The organism is Acinetobacter sp. CIP-A165, from assembly GCF_000367985.1.
Classification (GTDB): Bacteria; Pseudomonadota; Gammaproteobacteria; order Pseudomonadales; family Moraxellaceae; genus Acinetobacter.
This window is the reverse complement of the sequence record NZ_KB849202.1, coordinates 215,328-230,374: the sequence shown is the minus strand read 5'-3', so window position 1 is coordinate 230,374 and position 15,047 is coordinate 215,328. Positions and strand designations below refer to the sequence as shown.

Here is a 15,047-nt window from a genome sequence, read left to right as displayed (position 1 = left end):
GTAGATATATGTAATACATTAGGGGCGTCGCCAAGTGGTAAGGCACCGGGTTTTGATCTCGGCATCCGTTGGTTCGAATCCAGCCGCCCCTGCCATTACATTATCAAATTTAGGGGCGTCGCCAAGTGGTAAGGCACCGGGTTTTGATCTCGGCATCCGTTGGTTCGAATCCAGCCGCCCCTGCCATTTCTTTAGACAGGCTTGTTTTATATTGATATTGATCAAACATATTGACAATACCGTATAAAACCATTAAAGTTCTGCCGCATTAGGGGCGTCGCCAAGTGGTAAGGCACCGGGTTTTGATCTCGGCATCCGTTGGTTCGAATCCAGCCGCCCCTGCCATATAATAGATTGTTTCTAAACTACCCGTTGGAAAAATTTAAAACTTTTCCCTTGCGCTCGGGTGAAGCGTTGCTTCACTTAATCCTCGCTCAGGTGCTTCATGCCCAATCTTGTCGTTTTTAGTGGAAGTGCTCATCCACAGTTCGCCCAAAAAGTCGTAAGTCATTTACATATTCCATTAGGAGCTGCTTCAGTTAGCAAGTTCTCTGATGGTGAGATTTCAGTTGAAATTACTGAAAATGTACGTGGCAAAGACGTTTTTATCGTCCAATCTACTTGTGCGCCAACCAATGATAACCTTATGGAAATCTTGGTTATGGCAGATGCTTTGCGTCGCGCAAGTGCAGGTCGTATCACAGCAGTCATTCCGTACTTTGGTTACGCACGTCAAGATCGACGTCCGCGTTCTGCCCGTGTACCGATTACTGCTAAAGTTGTTGCAGATATGCTAACAACTGTAGGTATTGACCGTGTTGTGATGATCGATCTGCACGCAGACCAAATTCAAGGTTTCTTCGATATTCCTGTTGATAACATCTACGGTACGCCTGCCTTGTTAGCTGATTTACATCAGCAACAACATCACAACTTAATGGTGGTTTCACCTGACGTTGGCGGTGTAGTGCGTGCTCGTGCTGTTGCAAAACAACTGGGTGATATTGATTTAGCGATCATTGATAAGCGTCGTCAAAAAGCAAATGAATCTCAAGTGATGCATTTGATTGGTGATGTCAAAGATCGTGACTGTGTCATCGTAGATGATATGGTTGATACAGCAGGTACGCTTTGCAAAGCGGCTGATGCACTAAAACAATTTGGTGCACGTCGAGTTATTGCTTATGCAACTCACCCTGTTTTATCTGGCAAAGCCATTGAAAACCTTCAAAACTCTGTTATTGATGAACTTGTTGTAACCGACACGATTCCTCTTTCAGATGAAGCAGCAAACATTGGCAAAGTTCGCCAAGTATCTGTTGCTAGCATGGTTGCTGAAACAATTCGTCGTATCAATAACGAAGAATCTATTAGCGCGATGTTTGATAGTTATCTATAATAGCCCAGCTTTTTTCTTAAACCCTAGCTTAGCTAGGGTTTTCTATCACTAAACTGGTCGCAAGTTTAGTCTCTTAAAACTCAATGAGGATATGCCCATGGCAAACTTCGTATTAAATGCTCAAGCACGTGAAGCTGCACTACAAGGGAAAGGTTCGAGCCGCCGCCTTCGTCACGCAGGAAAAATTCCAGCAATCGTCTATGGCGGTAGCGCTGAGCCTGTAACAATCACTTTAGAGCTTCGTCAAATCGTTAAAGCTTTAGAAAACAATGCTTTCTTTGAAGAAGTGATTGAAATCCAAATCGGTGATCAAGTTGAAAACGTTAAAATCAAAGCGTTACAACGCCACCCAGCAAAAAACACACCTATGCACGCTGACTTCATCCGCGCATAAGTGTTAAAGGCTTAATTAGTGTCAAATATTTCGCTAATTGTTGGTTTGGGCAATCCTGGAAAGGAATATGCCCAAACTCGCCATAATGCAGGTTTTTGGTTTGTAGAACAGCTTGCAGATCGTTATGGTATTCAGTTAAAAGCTGATCCGAAATTTCATGGATTCAGTGGTCGTGGTCAAATTGAAGGTCATGACGTACGTCTATTACTCCCCACAACCTTTATGAACCGTTCTGGTCAAAGTGTTGCCCCTTTCGCTAAGTTTTATCATATTTCTCCTGAGTCGATTTTAATCGCTCATGATGAACTAGATATGGATCCTGGTGTTATTCGTTTGAAAACAGGTGGCGGACACGGCGGACACAATGGTCTACGTGATATCGTTCCTCATCTTGGTGCTAATTTCCACCGCTTACGGATTGGAATTGGACATCCTGGCTCTAAAGAGCGTGTCGCAGGTCATGTACTAAACAAAGCCCCAAGCAGTGAACAAGATTTAATGGATGCAGCACTTGATCATGCCTTGTCTAAAGTGAAAATACTTGTTGATGGACAAGTTGCACTGGCGATGAATCAAATCAATGCTTACAAACCCACTTAAACTTACGACTGTATTGTTGAACAATCATACTTGCCATATTGCATTTTTAAGCGCAAAATGCGCATCGAACCGCCAAATAGCCCGCGGAAAACGTGACAAGTCAACCATAAGATATTCATCTTAGGTCTTACTCAGGAGACGCTAGCCATGCTATCTCGTTTATTAAAATGTAAAATTCACCGTGCAGTTGTGACACATGCTGAACTTCATTATGAAGGTTCTTGCGCAATTGATGGTGTATTAATGGACTTAGCAGGGATTCGTGAATACGAAGAAATCCACGTATGGAACGTCACTAACGGCAAACGTTTCACAACCTATGCAATTCGTGGTGAAGATGATTCAGGCATTATTTCAGTCAATGGTGGCGCAGCACACCAAGCTGATGTAGGCGATTTAGTGATTATTGCAACCTTTGGCGATTTCACTGAAGTAGAAGCAGATCTGCACAAGCCGCGTTTAGTCTATGCTAACCCAAACAATACGGTCAGCCACACTGCAAACTGTATTCCTGTACAAATCGCATAAGCTTTAAAGATTCCAAAAGAGCCAGTCAAAAATGAACTGGCTTTTTTATGCCTCAGCTTTTTCTACCGCAATAGCAGTATTTTCCCAAAAACATAAATACAAAAAAAGCCTAAACAGAAGCCCTCTTTTACTCAACCGCACTTGTAAAACAGCTCAATGCTTTATTAAATGAGTAGATAATAAAGATAATTTGAAAAATATGGATATTATAAAAACGCTGAGTAAAGTCACAGTCTTTGCAGAGTTGGATGTTGACCAACTAAACACCATCGCCAGCTATGCTCGTATTCTGCATTTACAAACAGGACAAATGCTTTATCAGCTCAATGACAGTGCCGATCATGTTTATATTATTGCCTATGGTCGCGTTAAGCTCACTACCGCTTCAGGTTTATCAACCTATTTGGGCCGTCATGACATCGTGGGGGAAATGGGTACCATTTCCAAACAGCCTCATCACGGCACAGTTCATGCCATCCGAGATACCACCTTATTCGCAATTCCGCAGCAGCCATTTTTAGACTTCATTCACCAATATCCAAACGTTTTACTGGCCTTGTCTCGGCTGATCATCGCACGCTCACAACCTGAACTACAGCATACCCATGCCATGAGTCATAACCGCACGTTATCTATTGTTCCTGTCACATCACAAATTCCAGCTATTCATCTCGCAGAACAATTGACTGAGCATTTACAACGTTGGCCACAAGTTCGCTTAGTCACAGCCGCACATGTGGATGCACTATTTGGCATTGGGTTTAGTCAAACGCCTCTCGACTACGGTGCAGATGACTTAAGATTACGCCAATGGTTAGCAAGCTTAGAAGAAAAGCATTGTTACGTCCTTTATGCTGCACATACCCATGACGATGAGTGGGCAAAACGCTGTCTACATCAGGCAGATCGCATCTTAATTTTAGCCGAAGCCAATCAGTCACCTGTTGAAACCCAACTTGTTGATGTATTAAATCAATATGATTGGCAAAGCCCGATTGAATTAGTGTTATTGCGCTCAGAGGGTGATCCTTCCCCCCATACATTAGGTTGGAAACAACTCTATCGCGCCCGTGCCCATTATTTTATTCATCCTTGGGCGCAGGCAGATATCAGCGCTGTCGCTCGGCAAATCTCGAGTCGAGGTCTAGGCTTGGTGCTGGGTGGTGGCGGTGCGCGTGGATTTGCGCACATTGGTTTAATTCGCGCATTGGAACAACTACATATCCCCATTGATATTGTGGGTGGAACCAGTATGGGCGCATTCGTTGCTGCTTTGGTTGCATGTGGTTTTGATAGTGTTGAAATGACTCATATTGCTTATGAAACTTTCGTTGCTCGAAATTATCTAAATGACTACACCATGCCTCGAGTATCTTTGATCCGTGGACAACGATTCCATAGTCGGCTTCAAGCAATTTTTGGGCATCGGCGAATAGAAGAGTTGAAACGAACCTATTACTGCATTTCAACCAATCTGTCGACAGGTCAAGCGGTGATTCACGATCAAGGCGAACTGGCAACGTGGGTCGGTACTAGCATGAGTGTGCCCGGTGTAGCACCGCCTGTTGCATGGCATGAGAATTTATTGTGCGATGGCGGAATTATTAATAACCTCCCCACAGATGTGATGCAAAATTTGGAAAGAGGTGCAATTATTGCCAGTAATGTCAGCTTAAACGATGATATCCGCATCCCCGGTATCGGTTTAAATGAACCCGATCAAAGTGCCCTGCTCAACTGGAACAAATTGATTAAAGATAAACTGTTACCTGCGCCACGACTGGCTGAAATTTTAATGCGCACCGCGACACTTGCCAGTGATACCATGATTCAAGCGGCTGCGATTGAACGAGCAAATTTACATATCCGTATGCCAATTGAGGGCATCGGTATGTTTGATTGGCATAAGCTAGATGAGTTAGTAGAACGCGGTTATGAACATGCTTTGGCAACATTACTGCCTATTCGAGATACGTTGCCATAATCCTAATACTTCATACTCAGTGTACTTCAATCTGATAATGATCTAATAAAGCGTCTAAATATTGATAAGTTTCAGCATCCAATTGCTGCATATAAACATTGAGAATTTTTCGACATTGTCGCTGCTTTTCTATCGGCATACGCCCAACGATATCGAAAGTCACTTCCCATTGCGAACGTAACAAAGAGGCGTAGGCGATGTGATGTAAAACCTGTTCATCAATTTGTGCAATTGCTGCTGCAACCACTTCTCTTGCTTGATCTTGCATATAGTTCACGACCACCAACATGTCAGTCCATAAATGACAATGATCTGCGGCAGCCACGATGCTTTGAATAATGTCGACTTGGCGTAATGCAGGTAAATTTGCAACATAATGCTGAGCCTGAGCAGATAGGCCTGCGACAACGGGCAACATATCCTCCCAAAGTTGATCTTCTTGAGCCGCCTGAATAATGGCATTGATGACCGTTTCACCTTGGTGTACGGCTAAATCCCCAAGCTCTTGTTTTAATTCATAACCAATATGGCTCATTAATGCCAAAAGTTTGGGCCAGACCAAACGTTGCGCTGGATCACAAATAATCAATAATGCCTTTTCTATACGTGCTTTCGGTATGACATGAACCAAATGATCAATGCGCTCTCTAGATTCAATATAAAAAGCGATTTCTAAAAGATCACTTTCTTGCTCAACAATCTGAGCCACATCTTGCACCACCTCATCAGACAACATGCTCACGAAGCGTCCCATGGTCACAAAATCACGCTTTTGCAAAAGCACTTGAGCAATCTCGATAATATGATGGGTGGTTAAGTAAACCAACAGCTCTCGTGCCAATCGTGGGTCAAGATGAACTGAGATTTCAGCAAGCGTTTCGGCGGATAATTTTTTAGCAATCCGATATAAATTTTCAGTGGATAGATGCACGGCAATTTGTGCCACAATCAACGGATCTAAAAATCGTTTAACCATGAAAACATTTAACCCATTTGGCAACCAATTGACCCAAGTTGCCAAGTGTCGAAACCGTGCTTTTTGCTGATCTTGTAATAATTCAATGATTGCAAAGCGAAACTGTCTGAGACTTTCTGGTGATATTTTTTGCAAGAAAAGCAATTGTTGTTCCGAAACCTTTAGGATTCGTGCAAGTTTTATAATCTCAGCATGTACAGCTAATCGCGTCATTACACTTACCTCTCTATTTTACTTTTGAGCAGGAAGCGTAGAAAAAAAGGGACTTGAAATAAACGCTGATTAATTTTTCGATTTTCTTCTAAAACAGTGTGCTGCAATTGCTGATTTAACCAAGCTAACTCTTGTGCGGATAAATGGGAAAACTCTTTAAGATTAATCACGGGTCGATGTATTTTCTGCGCAAGTTGCTCGAGATCTGTTTGAACTGCCTTTTCCATTGGCGATCGCCTCACTTTCTTGTTGTTCTATCTTTTGAGTTTATGCTCAATTTAGTTCTATTACCAATTTCACTGATTAATGGAAAATCTTGAAGCACGTCTCAGCATTATTCTTGATTGTTATAGAACGATTCATTCTATAAAAGTTATATTTTTCACGTAAAATATGACTATAATCAAAGCACATCGCTTCAGGGCGGGGTTAAATTCCCCACCGGTGGTAAGTTAGGCTTTGATCATCAATGACCTAATCAGCCCACGAGCTGGTATCGTGAGGGTCAGTGACATATTGCCCCTTATGTACTCGCAGATTTGGTGAAATGCCAAAGCCGACGGTATAGTCCGGATGAAAGAAGACGAAACCACCAAAACAACTTTGGTTTTTTGGTGTGCGCTTATTTTTACATCAGTCCTGAAATGTTCAACCGTAACCTATTTACGAGAGCGTTTCATTATGTCGAGTTTAATCCAACCCGAACTTTTCTTTTCAGCCCTTTCCCCTGCTGAACAACGTATTCAACACGCTTTAGATGATATCCGCCAAGGCAAACCTGTGTTGGTGATGGATGATTTTGACCGTGAAAATGAAGCGGACTTAATTGTTGCATCCGAAACATTGACTGTCGAAACCATGGCACAAATGATCCGTGATGGTTCAGGGATTGTCTGTCTTTGCTTAACTGAAGAATTAGCCGATCATTTACAACTTCCACCCATGGTCGTGGACAACTCAAGCCAGTTCAAGACAGCCTTTACGGTGACCATAGAAGCGGCACAAGGTGTGACCACAGGTGTTTCTGCGAAAGACCGTGTTACCACAGTTTTAGCAGCGACTAAAGCTGGTGCTGTTGCAAGTGATCTCAGTCGTCCTGGTCATATTTTTCCTTTACGTGGACGTGATGGTGGTGTATTGACACGTCGTGGGCATACCGAAGGAACGATTGATCTAGCCCGTTTAGCTGGCTTGAAACCTTCAGGTGTCTTGTGTGAATTAACCAATCCTGATGGTTCGATGGCTTCAGGTATTCAAGTTTTAGCGTATGCACAAACACATGACTTAACCGTGATTAGTATTGATGAACTGGTGCAATATCGCTTAAAGCATAATGTTTAATTAAAAAAATAGCCTCGAATCATCGAGGCTATTTACCTATTCAATGCTTATGAAACTTTTCGTTCAACATTGATCTCATTTACACACTCAAGCAATTCATTAAATTGTGCAATCTGCGTTACTGGCTGTGCTTGGATCAATTCTTCTACCGTACCATAGCCATAATTCACCGCAATGGTTTCAATCTGATTTGCACGTGCACCAATCACATCATACTGACGATCACCTACCATAATACATTGCTGCGCATCTAACTGTTCTTTCTCAAGAATATAGGCAATCAAATCTGCTTTATTGGTACGTTCACCTGTCAGCTCACTCCCATAGATCTCAGTAAAATATTGATCTAACTGGAAATGAACCAAAATTTGTTTTGCATAAATTGTTGGCTTCGCTGTTGCAAGAAATAAGCGATATCCTTGTGCCTGTAGCTGTCGCAAAGTGACTTCTACATTTGGATAGACTTCATTTTCAAATAAACCCGTAACCGAAAAACGCTCACGATAGGCAGCTAACGCTTGCTCAGCCAAGTCATCATCTTGTGTATCTAATAATTTTGCCAAAGATGCTTTCAGTGGTGGGCCAATGGTCCAATCTAAATCGACGTCATTCGCCAAAGGTTGATCGAGCTTTTCTAGCGCATAACGAATTGAACCATGAATCCCAGTTTTCGGGTCAGTCAAAGTCCCATCTAAATCAATCAGTATATTTTTGATCGTCATTCGTCCAATCTCTTAAAGCCTTACACAACGGAGTCGAGAGTTTCTCGAAACTTCCCTATACTAACGTAAATGAAAACATAAAAGGAAATTGCAGTGCGTCCGACCGTACTTTGTTTTTCAGGTTTAGATCCATCTGGCGGTGCTGGTTTACAAGCCGATATTGAAGCAATTGGGCAAAGCGGTGCACATGCTGCGATTGCATGTACTGCGCTGACCATTCAAAACTCTCAACAAGTTTTTGGTTTTGAAGCGACATCAAAAGAACTATTGCTTGCACAAGCAAATGCCGTGGTTGGTGATTTACCAATTAAATGCGTTAAATCTGGAATGCTCGGTACCACCGATAATATTGCGGCTTTAGCTGAATTTTTACGTGAACATACCGACTACCAATACGTACTCGATCCAGTGCTCGTCGCCAATAGTGGCGGTTCACTAGGCGATCAAGCCACGCTCGTCAAAGCCTTTGTTGAATTGATTCCTTTAGCCACGGTGATTACCCCAAATACAGTTGAATTAACTGCCTTAACGGGTATAGACGATATCGAACAAGCCACTCAAAAATTATTTAAAATGGGTGCAAAAGCGGTGCTGGTCAAAGGCGGGCATGAAGACACACCCGATCATATCCGAAATGTCCTGTATGCCGATGGTAAAATGATTGCAGAAAGCCATTGCCCTCGCCTAGAAGGACAATATCATGGTTCAGGTTGTTCTTTGGCAAGTTTTATTGCGGGACGATTGGCTTTAGGTGATTCACTCAAAATCGCAGTTCAACATGCAGAGACATGGCTATTCGGCGTATTAAAACATGCTGAAACACCTGTACCTCATGGGCAAAAGATTCCAAAGCGGTTTTAAACCGCTTTGCTTATCCATAAAAATTAAGCCAAGACTTTTACAAAAATCGATAACGGGTTCAATATCTTGCATACCAGTAGTATCGTATTTTCAAAAAATACTAAGTATGCCCTACTATTTTAGGCATATCTAAGACGCTATATGAAAATTTATCATTAACTCCTATAAACATATGCAAAATATTCAAGAACCTTAACTTGCTTATAAAATATAATAATTATCATTTTAATTTTCACTATATCCCTCATGCTGAAATACCGCCTCCTACCTAGCCTATTACCGCTTAGCTGTGCCATGACTGTCTTTGCAAATGATCAAGTGAATACACTGCCAACCATCACGATTCAAGCCTCAACAGCAGTCGAAAATTCTGAAAAAGAATATAAGGTCAATTCTGCAAGTTCTGCGACACGCACATCTACTTTGCTTAAAGATACGCCACAAGCTGTAACTGTGGTCAATAAAGCAGTACTTGAAGATATCCAAGCAACCCGCTTGTCCGAAGCACTTGATGTCGCGGGACTTGGACGAGCAAATAACTTTGGTGGACAAGGGCTAACCACTTTCACATCTCGAGGCTTTACTAGCGGCGAATATTATAGAAATGGCTTTCCAATTAACCGCGGTTATCCCAATGCACCTGATAGCTCAACCATCGAGCGCGTAGAAGTTTTAAGAGGTGCTTCATCAAGCCTGTATGGTCGTGGTGATCCAGGAGGTACTTTTAACGTGGTGAGTAAAGTACCCCTCGCCGAACGAAAAACAGTACTCGGTTTGAGTATCGATGATGAAGGGCTCTATCGCAGTACAGTGGATACCACTGGCTCTTTGACTCCAGATAATAGTATCAGCTACCGTTTAAATTTAATGGGTGAAAATGGAGATACTTTTCGGGAACATGTTGACTCAAAACGCTGGAACATTGCACCCGTAATTCAATGGACGCCTTCAGAGAATACCAAGGTTATCTTTGAAGCAGATTTCCTACGCAACCAACATGCTTTAGATCGTGGTTTCACTCGCTATGACGGTCAACAAAAACAATCTTTTGATCCCAAAGAATATTGGTGGGAATCTGGAAAAAATCGAAATCGACTCTATAACGACAATGATATGTTCCAATTACGCGTTGAACATCGTCTCAATGATGCATGGAAGTTGAATGTTGGTACGCAATATTTAGATGGAAATTTGCATGGTTATGCCGTTGAAGCAAATGGTGTAAAAGCCAATAGTCATGGCGAAATCATTACTCGAAATTATAATTGGCGAAATTTAGATTGGAATGACAAAAATATTCAAGCAAGCCTTGTCGGTGAGTTTAATCTGTTTAACCTAGAACATACGCTAGTATCTGGAATAGAATTTGAAGATTATGACTACCGTTCCTATATTATTCGCTCCACTGCACCATTTGACTTAAATATTCATCATCCCGATCGTACTCAGCCACTACCTGAATTAGTCAACGTCACCACACATGATCATGAACAACTGCGTAGCAAAGCTTTCTATGTTCAAGATCAAATTCGCTTAACAGATCGACTCAATACTTTGATTGGTTTACGTTTTGAACATTACGAACAGGATTATACCAATTTTATAAATCATTCTTCATGGTCAACTGATCACAATACCGTCATACCTCGTATTGGATTTACCTATGATTTGACCGATCAATTCACGCTTTATAGCAACATCAGTAAATCATTTAAACCAAACGCAGGCGCAGATCGAAACAATCAAGGCTTTAATCCTGAAGAAGGTATTTCTTATGAAATTGGTTCAAAATACGCTCTTCTTGATCATAAACTTTCATTTGAAAATGCGATTTATTATGTCAAAAAAGAAAATGTGCTGACATTAGATCCAGTGGATTCAACAAAAAGCGTTGCCGCAGGCGAAGTCACAAGTAAAGGCTTTGATCTCAGTTTGGTCGGAAATCTCACCCCAGAATGGAAAATTATTGGGAATTATGCCTATACCGATGCTGCGGTGAGCAAAGATAATAGTTTAACTAAAGGAACACGTTTAGCTAATATTCCTAAAGATTCATTCAATCTATTAAGTATTTATGAGTTTCAATCAGATGCATTAAATGGTTTAGGTTTAGGCTTAAACCAACGCTATATTGCCAGCCGAAAAGGACAAACTGCAAATAACACATACAGCATGGGAAGTTATGCGACTACGGACTTTATTTCTTATTACAATCTGTCATCGGACATACGTTTCAGTTTCGATATTAAAAATATCTTTAATAAAAAATATGATGATAGCGCGTTTAATCGCTATGTTTATCCAGGGCAGCCAAGAACAGTCAAACTTGGGATGACCTATAGTTTTTAAATACGTATATCAGTTCTTATGGAATCGATAGCAACTGATTGATACTAAGGTTTCAAACAGACTCTTATAAAAAAGGCGCAATTAGCGCCTTTTTTATAGCATCCGCAAATTATTGTGGAATACGTAACACCTGACCTGGGAAAATATCATCTGCATTTTTCAACAATGGTTTATTCGCTTCAAAAATTTTATTGTACTGGTTTGGATCACCATAATACTCTTTAGAAATCTTAGACAAGTTATCGCCTGATTTTACCGTATAGAACTTGCTTTCTGGTTCTGCTGTTTCAACCGTCATTTGATCATCAACTTGTGCAACATGATCAATATTCCCTACAGCAAGTACAATCTTTTCTTTATCCGCTTGGCTCTTTACCTGCCCTTTAATCACAGCGGTATCTGTCGCACCATTATATGTTACCGATAGGCCCTCAACACCCAAACCCAAGCTTTTAATCAAACCCAATAATTTATTTGCTACTTCCTGAGCTGACGGCTCAGCTGGTGATGCTGGCGCAGCTTGTGGTTCTGCTGGCGCAGTATTTTTCTTGCCAATACCTTTAACAAAATCAAAAAGACCCATTGTTATTTCCTCTGTAATTATTAATGATGCTTGGTCAAAGTTGACCTAATTTCTAGTTATACAGAAAAAAAGAATTGCTCGAGTTTCAATTTAAATAGGTCTTGTAAATATATGTATATTCTCTAAAACAACACTCAGTATATTTGGAATTTCTTATTTTCACCCATAAAAAAGCCACCTTACGGTGGCTTTGGATCGTTAAAAAGATTACGCAATTACATGTCACCTAATACACGCTAGCCATTATGTAATCAGTTGCAGCTTGGACTGTCGTAATTTTCTCTGCATCTTCATCAGTAATTTTAACGTCAAATTCTTCTTCCAAAGCCATAATCACCTCAACTAGATCCAAAGAGTCAGCACCTAAATCATCCGTAAAAGATGCACTAGGCACAACCTCTTCCTCATCCACACCCAGTTGTTCACTAATGATTTCTTTAATACGTTTTGCTATATCCATAAAATTTCCTTTTGTTGTTATGATTGAATACGTTATTTTAAATTGCATATATTTTATACACTTAAATAAACTCATTTCATATTCGGAGTTTATTTTTTCTTGTAAAAATATGTATAAATCCACTCAAGTAAAAATTAAGCACACAAAAAAGCCACCTTACGGTGGCTTTCGATCATGCAAGATGATTAAGCAAGTTTTTTGCTTACATAATCAATTGCAGATTGAACTGTTGTGATTTCATTTGAATCTTCATCTGGAATGGTGATGTCAAAGTCATTTTCAAAAGACATAACAAGTTCAACCAAATCCAAAGAATCAGCACCTAAGTCATCCATGAAAGATGCTTCGTTTTTGATTTCTTCAGCACGCATACCTAATTGTTCAGCTACAGCTTGCTTGATGCGTTGTTCGATATCGCTCACAGGAATTCTCCTCATTGCTTGTGGCGTTTTAATTTGCCACTAGTTTAATTGAATATTAAAATTTTTAAAAGTTTATACGTCGCCACTTAGGCCATGTATAAACCACCATTTACGTGTAAAACTGTACCAGTAATGTAACTAGCATTATCGCTTGCAAGGAAACTCACTGCATTTGCAATATCTTGGGGTTGACCTAGACGATTTAAAGCTACTTGATCGATCATTTTTTTACGAACATCTTCGCTTAACTGATCAGTCATTTCAGTTGCGATAAAACCAGGTGCTACACTGTTTACCGTAATCTGACGACTCCCCATCTCTTTCGCTAAGCTACGACTGAATGCTTCAATCCCTGCTTTCGCGGCTGAGTAATTGGCTTGTCCTGGGTTAGCAAAATGTGCAACCACAGAGCTGATGTTAATAATGCGTCCAAAGCGTGCTTTGGTCATGCCTTTCAATACTCGCTTAGATAAACGGTAAACCGCTTTCAAGTGAATATTGAGAATGTCATCCCAATCATCTTCAGACATACGCAATAACAAATTATCTTTGGTAATCCCAGCATTGTTGACCAATACCAGAACCGAACCATATTGCTGCTCGATATGCGAAACAAGAGTATCAATTGCCTCGCCATTACGAACATCAAGTACCGCACCCGTTCCATGCTCAGCAAAACTGTCTGTCAGTTTTTGCGCGCCTGATTCAGAAGTCGCGGTACCAACGACAAAAAAACCGTCTTGAATGAGTTGCTGTGCAATTGCTGCGCCAATACCTCGGCTTGCTCCTGTCACTAACGCAACTTTTCGTTGTTGTGTCATGCAATTTTTCCTTCTGCCACTAACACTGCGTTTAGGGCATCTTCCATACGTGCTTTGCTATCAATGGCAAATGCTTTTTCTATGTTCGGTAATCGCTTGGTAAGATTACTAAGTACTGTACCCGGCCCACATTCGACCACATACTGAATACCCTGATCTTGTAGATATTGCATGGTACGTGTCCATTGTACCGATTGGTACAATTGGGCAGTGAGTGCCTGACGTAATTGAGCAACATCCGTAGCGATTTCCGCGTTGACATTTTGTATTACAGGAAGGTGGGGTAGCTCAATGGCAGTTTGTTCCAAAGCGTCAGAAAACTGTTCTGCTGCTGATCTCATCAATGAACAATGTGAAGGGACAGAAACAGGCAATGCGATGGCTTTACCAGACTGCGCTTTTGCCTCAGCCATGACTTGCTGAACCAACGCAGTACTCCCCGCAATCACGACTTGACCTTGCGCATTGTAATTTGCAGCTTCAACTGAACCTTGACCTGCTGCAGAGACTTGCTGGCAAAGCTCAACAACTTTGTCATCAGCCAAACCAAGGATTGCAGCCATTGCGCCTTCACCTTGAGGAACAGCACTTTGCATCAATTTACCGCGTAAATTGACCAATTTCACTGCATCGCCCAGCGTCATTGCTTCAGCTGCAACTAACGCACTGTATTCTCCTAAAGAGTGTCCAGCTAAGTATTTCGGTACGATACCACCTAACTCTAACCAGACACGCCACAACGCAATACTTGCAGTGAGTAACACAGGCTGAGTATTTTCAGTTTGATCTAAACCTTCACCACTTTGAGCAATCTGCCAAAGGTCAAAACCAAGCGCTTCCGATGCCTCAGCAAAGGTGTCCTGAACAACACTAAACTGCTCTGCAAGTTCAGCCAACATACCTACTTTTTGCGAGCCTTGACCCGGAAAAACAAATGCTGTTTTTGTTGCTTGAGCTGCCTGCTCAAGTCGTTTAGTCGACATATAAAAATCCTTAAATTAGTCTATTGCCAATTTCATCAACACTCATGATTCTACATGAGAATGACGATAGACTCTTTAGCGATGCGGCAATTTAACATTGATTAAATCTTTTTATAATTGCGAAAAACAACAAAAAAGGGAGCTTTCGCTCCCATTTTTTTTATACTTTAAGCTATCGCTTAATGCATATGATTCAATTATTCAGCATCAGCTGCTTTAGCGAATAATTGACGACCACGGTAAACACCATCTTTAGTCACGTGGTGACGACGATGAGTTTCACCCGTAGTTTGGTCTACAGATAATGCATTCTCGGTTAAAGCGTCATGTGAACGGCGCATGTCACGGCGAGAGCGACTTTTACGGTTTTGCTGAACGGCCATGATGGCTCCTTACAAAGATCGAAAAAAT

At 41.2% G+C, this 15,047-nt stretch carries 17 protein-coding genes, 3 tRNA genes and 1 riboswitch; of the genes, 11 read left to right on the top strand and 9 right to left on the bottom strand.

Annotated elements, in window-relative coordinates:
• The first annotated feature begins 20 nt into the window (after nt 1-20).
• The 8 genes from F991_RS06655 (at nt 21) to F991_RS06620 (ending at nt 4,905) form a co-directional block, all read left to right on the top strand.
• Nucleotides 21-95 (top strand) — tRNA-Gln (locus F991_RS06655).
• 16 nt (nt 96-111) lie between these two features.
• Nucleotides 112-186 (top strand) — tRNA-Gln (locus F991_RS06650).
• Between the two features lie 84 nt (nt 187-270).
• A tRNA-Gln gene (locus tag F991_RS06645) sits at nt 271-345 on the top strand.
• Between the two features lie 100 nt (nt 346-445).
• Nucleotides 446-1,399: a ribose-phosphate pyrophosphokinase gene (locus F991_RS06640; RefSeq protein ID WP_004670043.1), complete on the top strand. Its 954-nt coding sequence runs from the start codon at nt 446-448 to the stop codon at nt 1,397-1,399.
• A gap of 97 nt (nt 1,400-1,496) precedes the next feature.
• Nucleotides 1,497-1,793: a 50S ribosomal protein L25 gene (gene rplY / locus F991_RS06635; RefSeq protein WP_004670042.1), complete on the top strand. Its 297-nt coding sequence runs from the start codon at nt 1,497-1,499 to the stop codon at nt 1,791-1,793.
• Between the two features lie 18 nt (nt 1,794-1,811).
• Entirely contained in the window at nt 1,812-2,393 is a 582-nt protein-coding gene (gene pth, locus F991_RS06630) for an aminoacyl-tRNA hydrolase (RefSeq protein WP_004670040.1), read from the top strand.
• Between the two features lie 147 nt (nt 2,394-2,540).
• The gene (gene panD, locus F991_RS06625) at nt 2,541-2,921 is read left to right on the top strand and encodes an aspartate 1-decarboxylase (protein WP_004670039.1); all 381 of its coding nucleotides are present in this window, start codon (nt 2,541-2,543) and stop codon (nt 2,919-2,921) included.
• A 199-nt stretch (nt 2,922-3,120) separates the two neighbouring features.
• Complete coding sequence (locus F991_RS06620) at nt 3,121-4,905, top strand: patatin-like phospholipase family protein (RefSeq protein ID WP_004670037.1); 1,785 nt, start codon at nt 3,121-3,123, stop codon at nt 4,903-4,905.
• Between the two features lie 16 nt (nt 4,906-4,921).
• On the opposite strand, the gene F991_RS06615 is transcribed toward F991_RS06620, so the two are convergent.
• Nucleotides 4,922-6,094 (bottom strand): hypothetical protein, encoded by a 1,173-nt coding sequence (locus tag F991_RS06615; protein WP_004670036.1) that lies wholly within the window; start codon nt 6,092-6,094, stop codon nt 4,922-4,924.
• 5 nt (nt 6,095-6,099) lie between these two features.
• Nucleotides 6,100-6,321, bottom strand: coding sequence for a hypothetical protein (locus F991_RS06610; protein WP_004670034.1), 222 nt, complete (start codon nt 6,319-6,321; stop codon nt 6,100-6,102).
• Nucleotides 6,322-6,505: 184 nt separating this feature from the next.
• Nucleotides 6,506-6,683, top strand: a riboswitch (FMN riboswitch).
• A 92-nt stretch (nt 6,684-6,775) separates the two neighbouring features.
• Here F991_RS06610 and ribB point away from each other — a divergent pair.
• A complete protein-coding gene (gene ribB, locus F991_RS06605; RefSeq protein WP_004670033.1) occupies nt 6,776-7,435 on the top strand; it encodes a 3,4-dihydroxy-2-butanone-4-phosphate synthase in 660 nt (219 codons plus the stop codon).
• Nucleotides 7,436-7,482: 47 nt separating this feature from the next.
• Here ribB and F991_RS06600 read toward each other — a convergent pair whose 3' ends face one another.
• On the bottom strand, nt 7,483-8,157 hold the full coding sequence (locus F991_RS06600) for an HAD-IA family hydrolase (protein WP_004670030.1): 675 nt from the start codon (nt 8,155-8,157) through the stop codon (nt 7,483-7,485).
• Nucleotides 8,158-8,250: 93 nt separating this feature from the next.
• Between F991_RS06600 and F991_RS06595 the strand changes: the two genes are divergently transcribed.
• Nucleotides 8,251-9,018 carry a hydroxymethylpyrimidine/phosphomethylpyrimidine kinase gene (locus F991_RS06595; RefSeq protein ID WP_004670029.1) on the top strand — a complete coding sequence of 256 codons (768 nt, stop codon included), beginning with the start codon at nt 8,251-8,253 and terminating at the stop codon, nt 9,016-9,018.
• Nucleotides 9,019-9,312: 294 nt separating this feature from the next.
• A complete protein-coding gene (locus F991_RS06590; protein WP_171063421.1) occupies nt 9,313-11,367 on the top strand; it encodes a TonB-dependent siderophore receptor in 2,055 nt (684 codons plus the stop codon).
• Between the two features lie 109 nt (nt 11,368-11,476).
• On the opposite strand, the gene lysM is transcribed toward F991_RS06590, so the two are convergent.
• The 6 genes from lysM to rpmF all read right to left on the bottom strand — a co-directional run bounded on the left by lysM (nt 11,477) and on the right by rpmF (nt 15,019).
• Nucleotides 11,477-11,950, bottom strand: coding sequence for a peptidoglycan-binding protein LysM (gene lysM, locus F991_RS06585; protein WP_004670025.1), 474 nt, complete (start codon nt 11,948-11,950; stop codon nt 11,477-11,479).
• Between the two features lie 226 nt (nt 11,951-12,176).
• A complete protein-coding gene (gene acpP, locus F991_RS06580; RefSeq protein ID WP_004670022.1) occupies nt 12,177-12,410 on the bottom strand; it encodes an acyl carrier protein in 234 nt (77 codons plus the stop codon).
• A gap of 185 nt (nt 12,411-12,595) precedes the next feature.
• Nucleotides 12,596-12,832, bottom strand: a complete 237-nt coding sequence (acpP, locus tag F991_RS06575; RefSeq protein WP_004670020.1) for an acyl carrier protein — start codon at nt 12,830-12,832, stop codon at nt 12,596-12,598.
• Nucleotides 12,833-12,918: 86 nt separating this feature from the next.
• A complete protein-coding gene (gene fabG, locus F991_RS06570; RefSeq protein ID WP_004670018.1) occupies nt 12,919-13,653 on the bottom strand; it encodes a 3-oxoacyl-ACP reductase FabG in 735 nt (244 codons plus the stop codon).
• Nucleotides 13,650-14,636: an ACP S-malonyltransferase gene (fabD, locus tag F991_RS06565; RefSeq protein WP_004670016.1), complete on the bottom strand. Its 987-nt coding sequence runs from the start codon at nt 14,634-14,636 to the stop codon at nt 13,650-13,652. The genes fabG and fabD overlap by 4 nt, the downstream gene beginning before the upstream one ends.
• A gap of 197 nt (nt 14,637-14,833) precedes the next feature.
• Nucleotides 14,834-15,019, bottom strand: coding sequence for a 50S ribosomal protein L32 (rpmF, locus tag F991_RS06560; RefSeq protein ID WP_004670013.1), 186 nt, complete (start codon nt 15,017-15,019; stop codon nt 14,834-14,836).
• Between the last annotated feature and the right edge of the window lie 28 nt (nt 15,020-15,047).

What these genes read in the sequence shown, in the direction of transcription:
- F991_RS06640 (WP_004670043.1), top strand. Translation starts at nt 446, where the DNA reads ATGCCCAATCTTGTCGTTTTTAGTGGAAGTGCTCATCCACAGTTCGCC.
- rplY (WP_004670042.1), top strand. Translation starts at nt 1,497, where the DNA reads ATGGCAAACTTCGTATTAAATGCTCAAGCACGTGAAGCTGCACTACAA.
- panD (WP_004670039.1), top strand. Translation starts at nt 2,541, where the DNA reads ATGCTATCTCGTTTATTAAAATGTAAAATTCACCGTGCAGTTGTGACA.
- F991_RS06620 (WP_004670037.1), top strand. Translation starts at nt 3,121, where the DNA reads ATGGATATTATAAAAACGCTGAGTAAAGTCACAGTCTTTGCAGAGTTG.
- F991_RS06615 (WP_004670036.1), bottom strand. Translation starts at nt 6,094, where the DNA reads ATGACGCGATTAGCTGTACATGCTGAGATTATAAAACTTGCACGAATC.
- F991_RS06610 (WP_004670034.1), bottom strand. Translation starts at nt 6,321, where the DNA reads ATGGAAAAGGCAGTTCAAACAGATCTCGAGCAACTTGCGCAGAAAATA.
- ribB (WP_004670033.1), top strand. Translation starts at nt 6,776, where the DNA reads ATGTCGAGTTTAATCCAACCCGAACTTTTCTTTTCAGCCCTTTCCCCT.
- F991_RS06600 (WP_004670030.1), bottom strand. Translation starts at nt 8,157, where the DNA reads ATGACGATCAAAAATATACTGATTGATTTAGATGGGACTTTGACTGAC.
- F991_RS06590 (WP_171063421.1), top strand. Translation starts at nt 9,313, where the DNA reads ATGACTGTCTTTGCAAATGATCAAGTGAATACACTGCCAACCATCACG.
- lysM (WP_004670025.1), bottom strand. Translation starts at nt 11,950, where the DNA reads ATGGGTCTTTTTGATTTTGTTAAAGGTATTGGCAAGAAAAATACTGCG.
- acpP (WP_004670022.1), bottom strand. Translation starts at nt 12,410, where the DNA reads ATGGATATAGCAAAACGTATTAAAGAAATCATTAGTGAACAACTGGGT.
- fabG (WP_004670018.1), bottom strand. Translation starts at nt 13,653, where the DNA reads ATGACACAACAACGAAAAGTTGCGTTAGTGACAGGAGCAAGCCGAGGT.
- fabD (WP_004670016.1), bottom strand. Translation starts at nt 14,636, where the DNA reads ATGTCGACTAAACGACTTGAGCAGGCAGCTCAAGCAACAAAAACAGCA.
- rpmF (WP_004670013.1), bottom strand. Translation starts at nt 15,019, where the DNA reads ATGGCCGTTCAGCAAAACCGTAAAAGTCGCTCTCGCCGTGACATGCGC.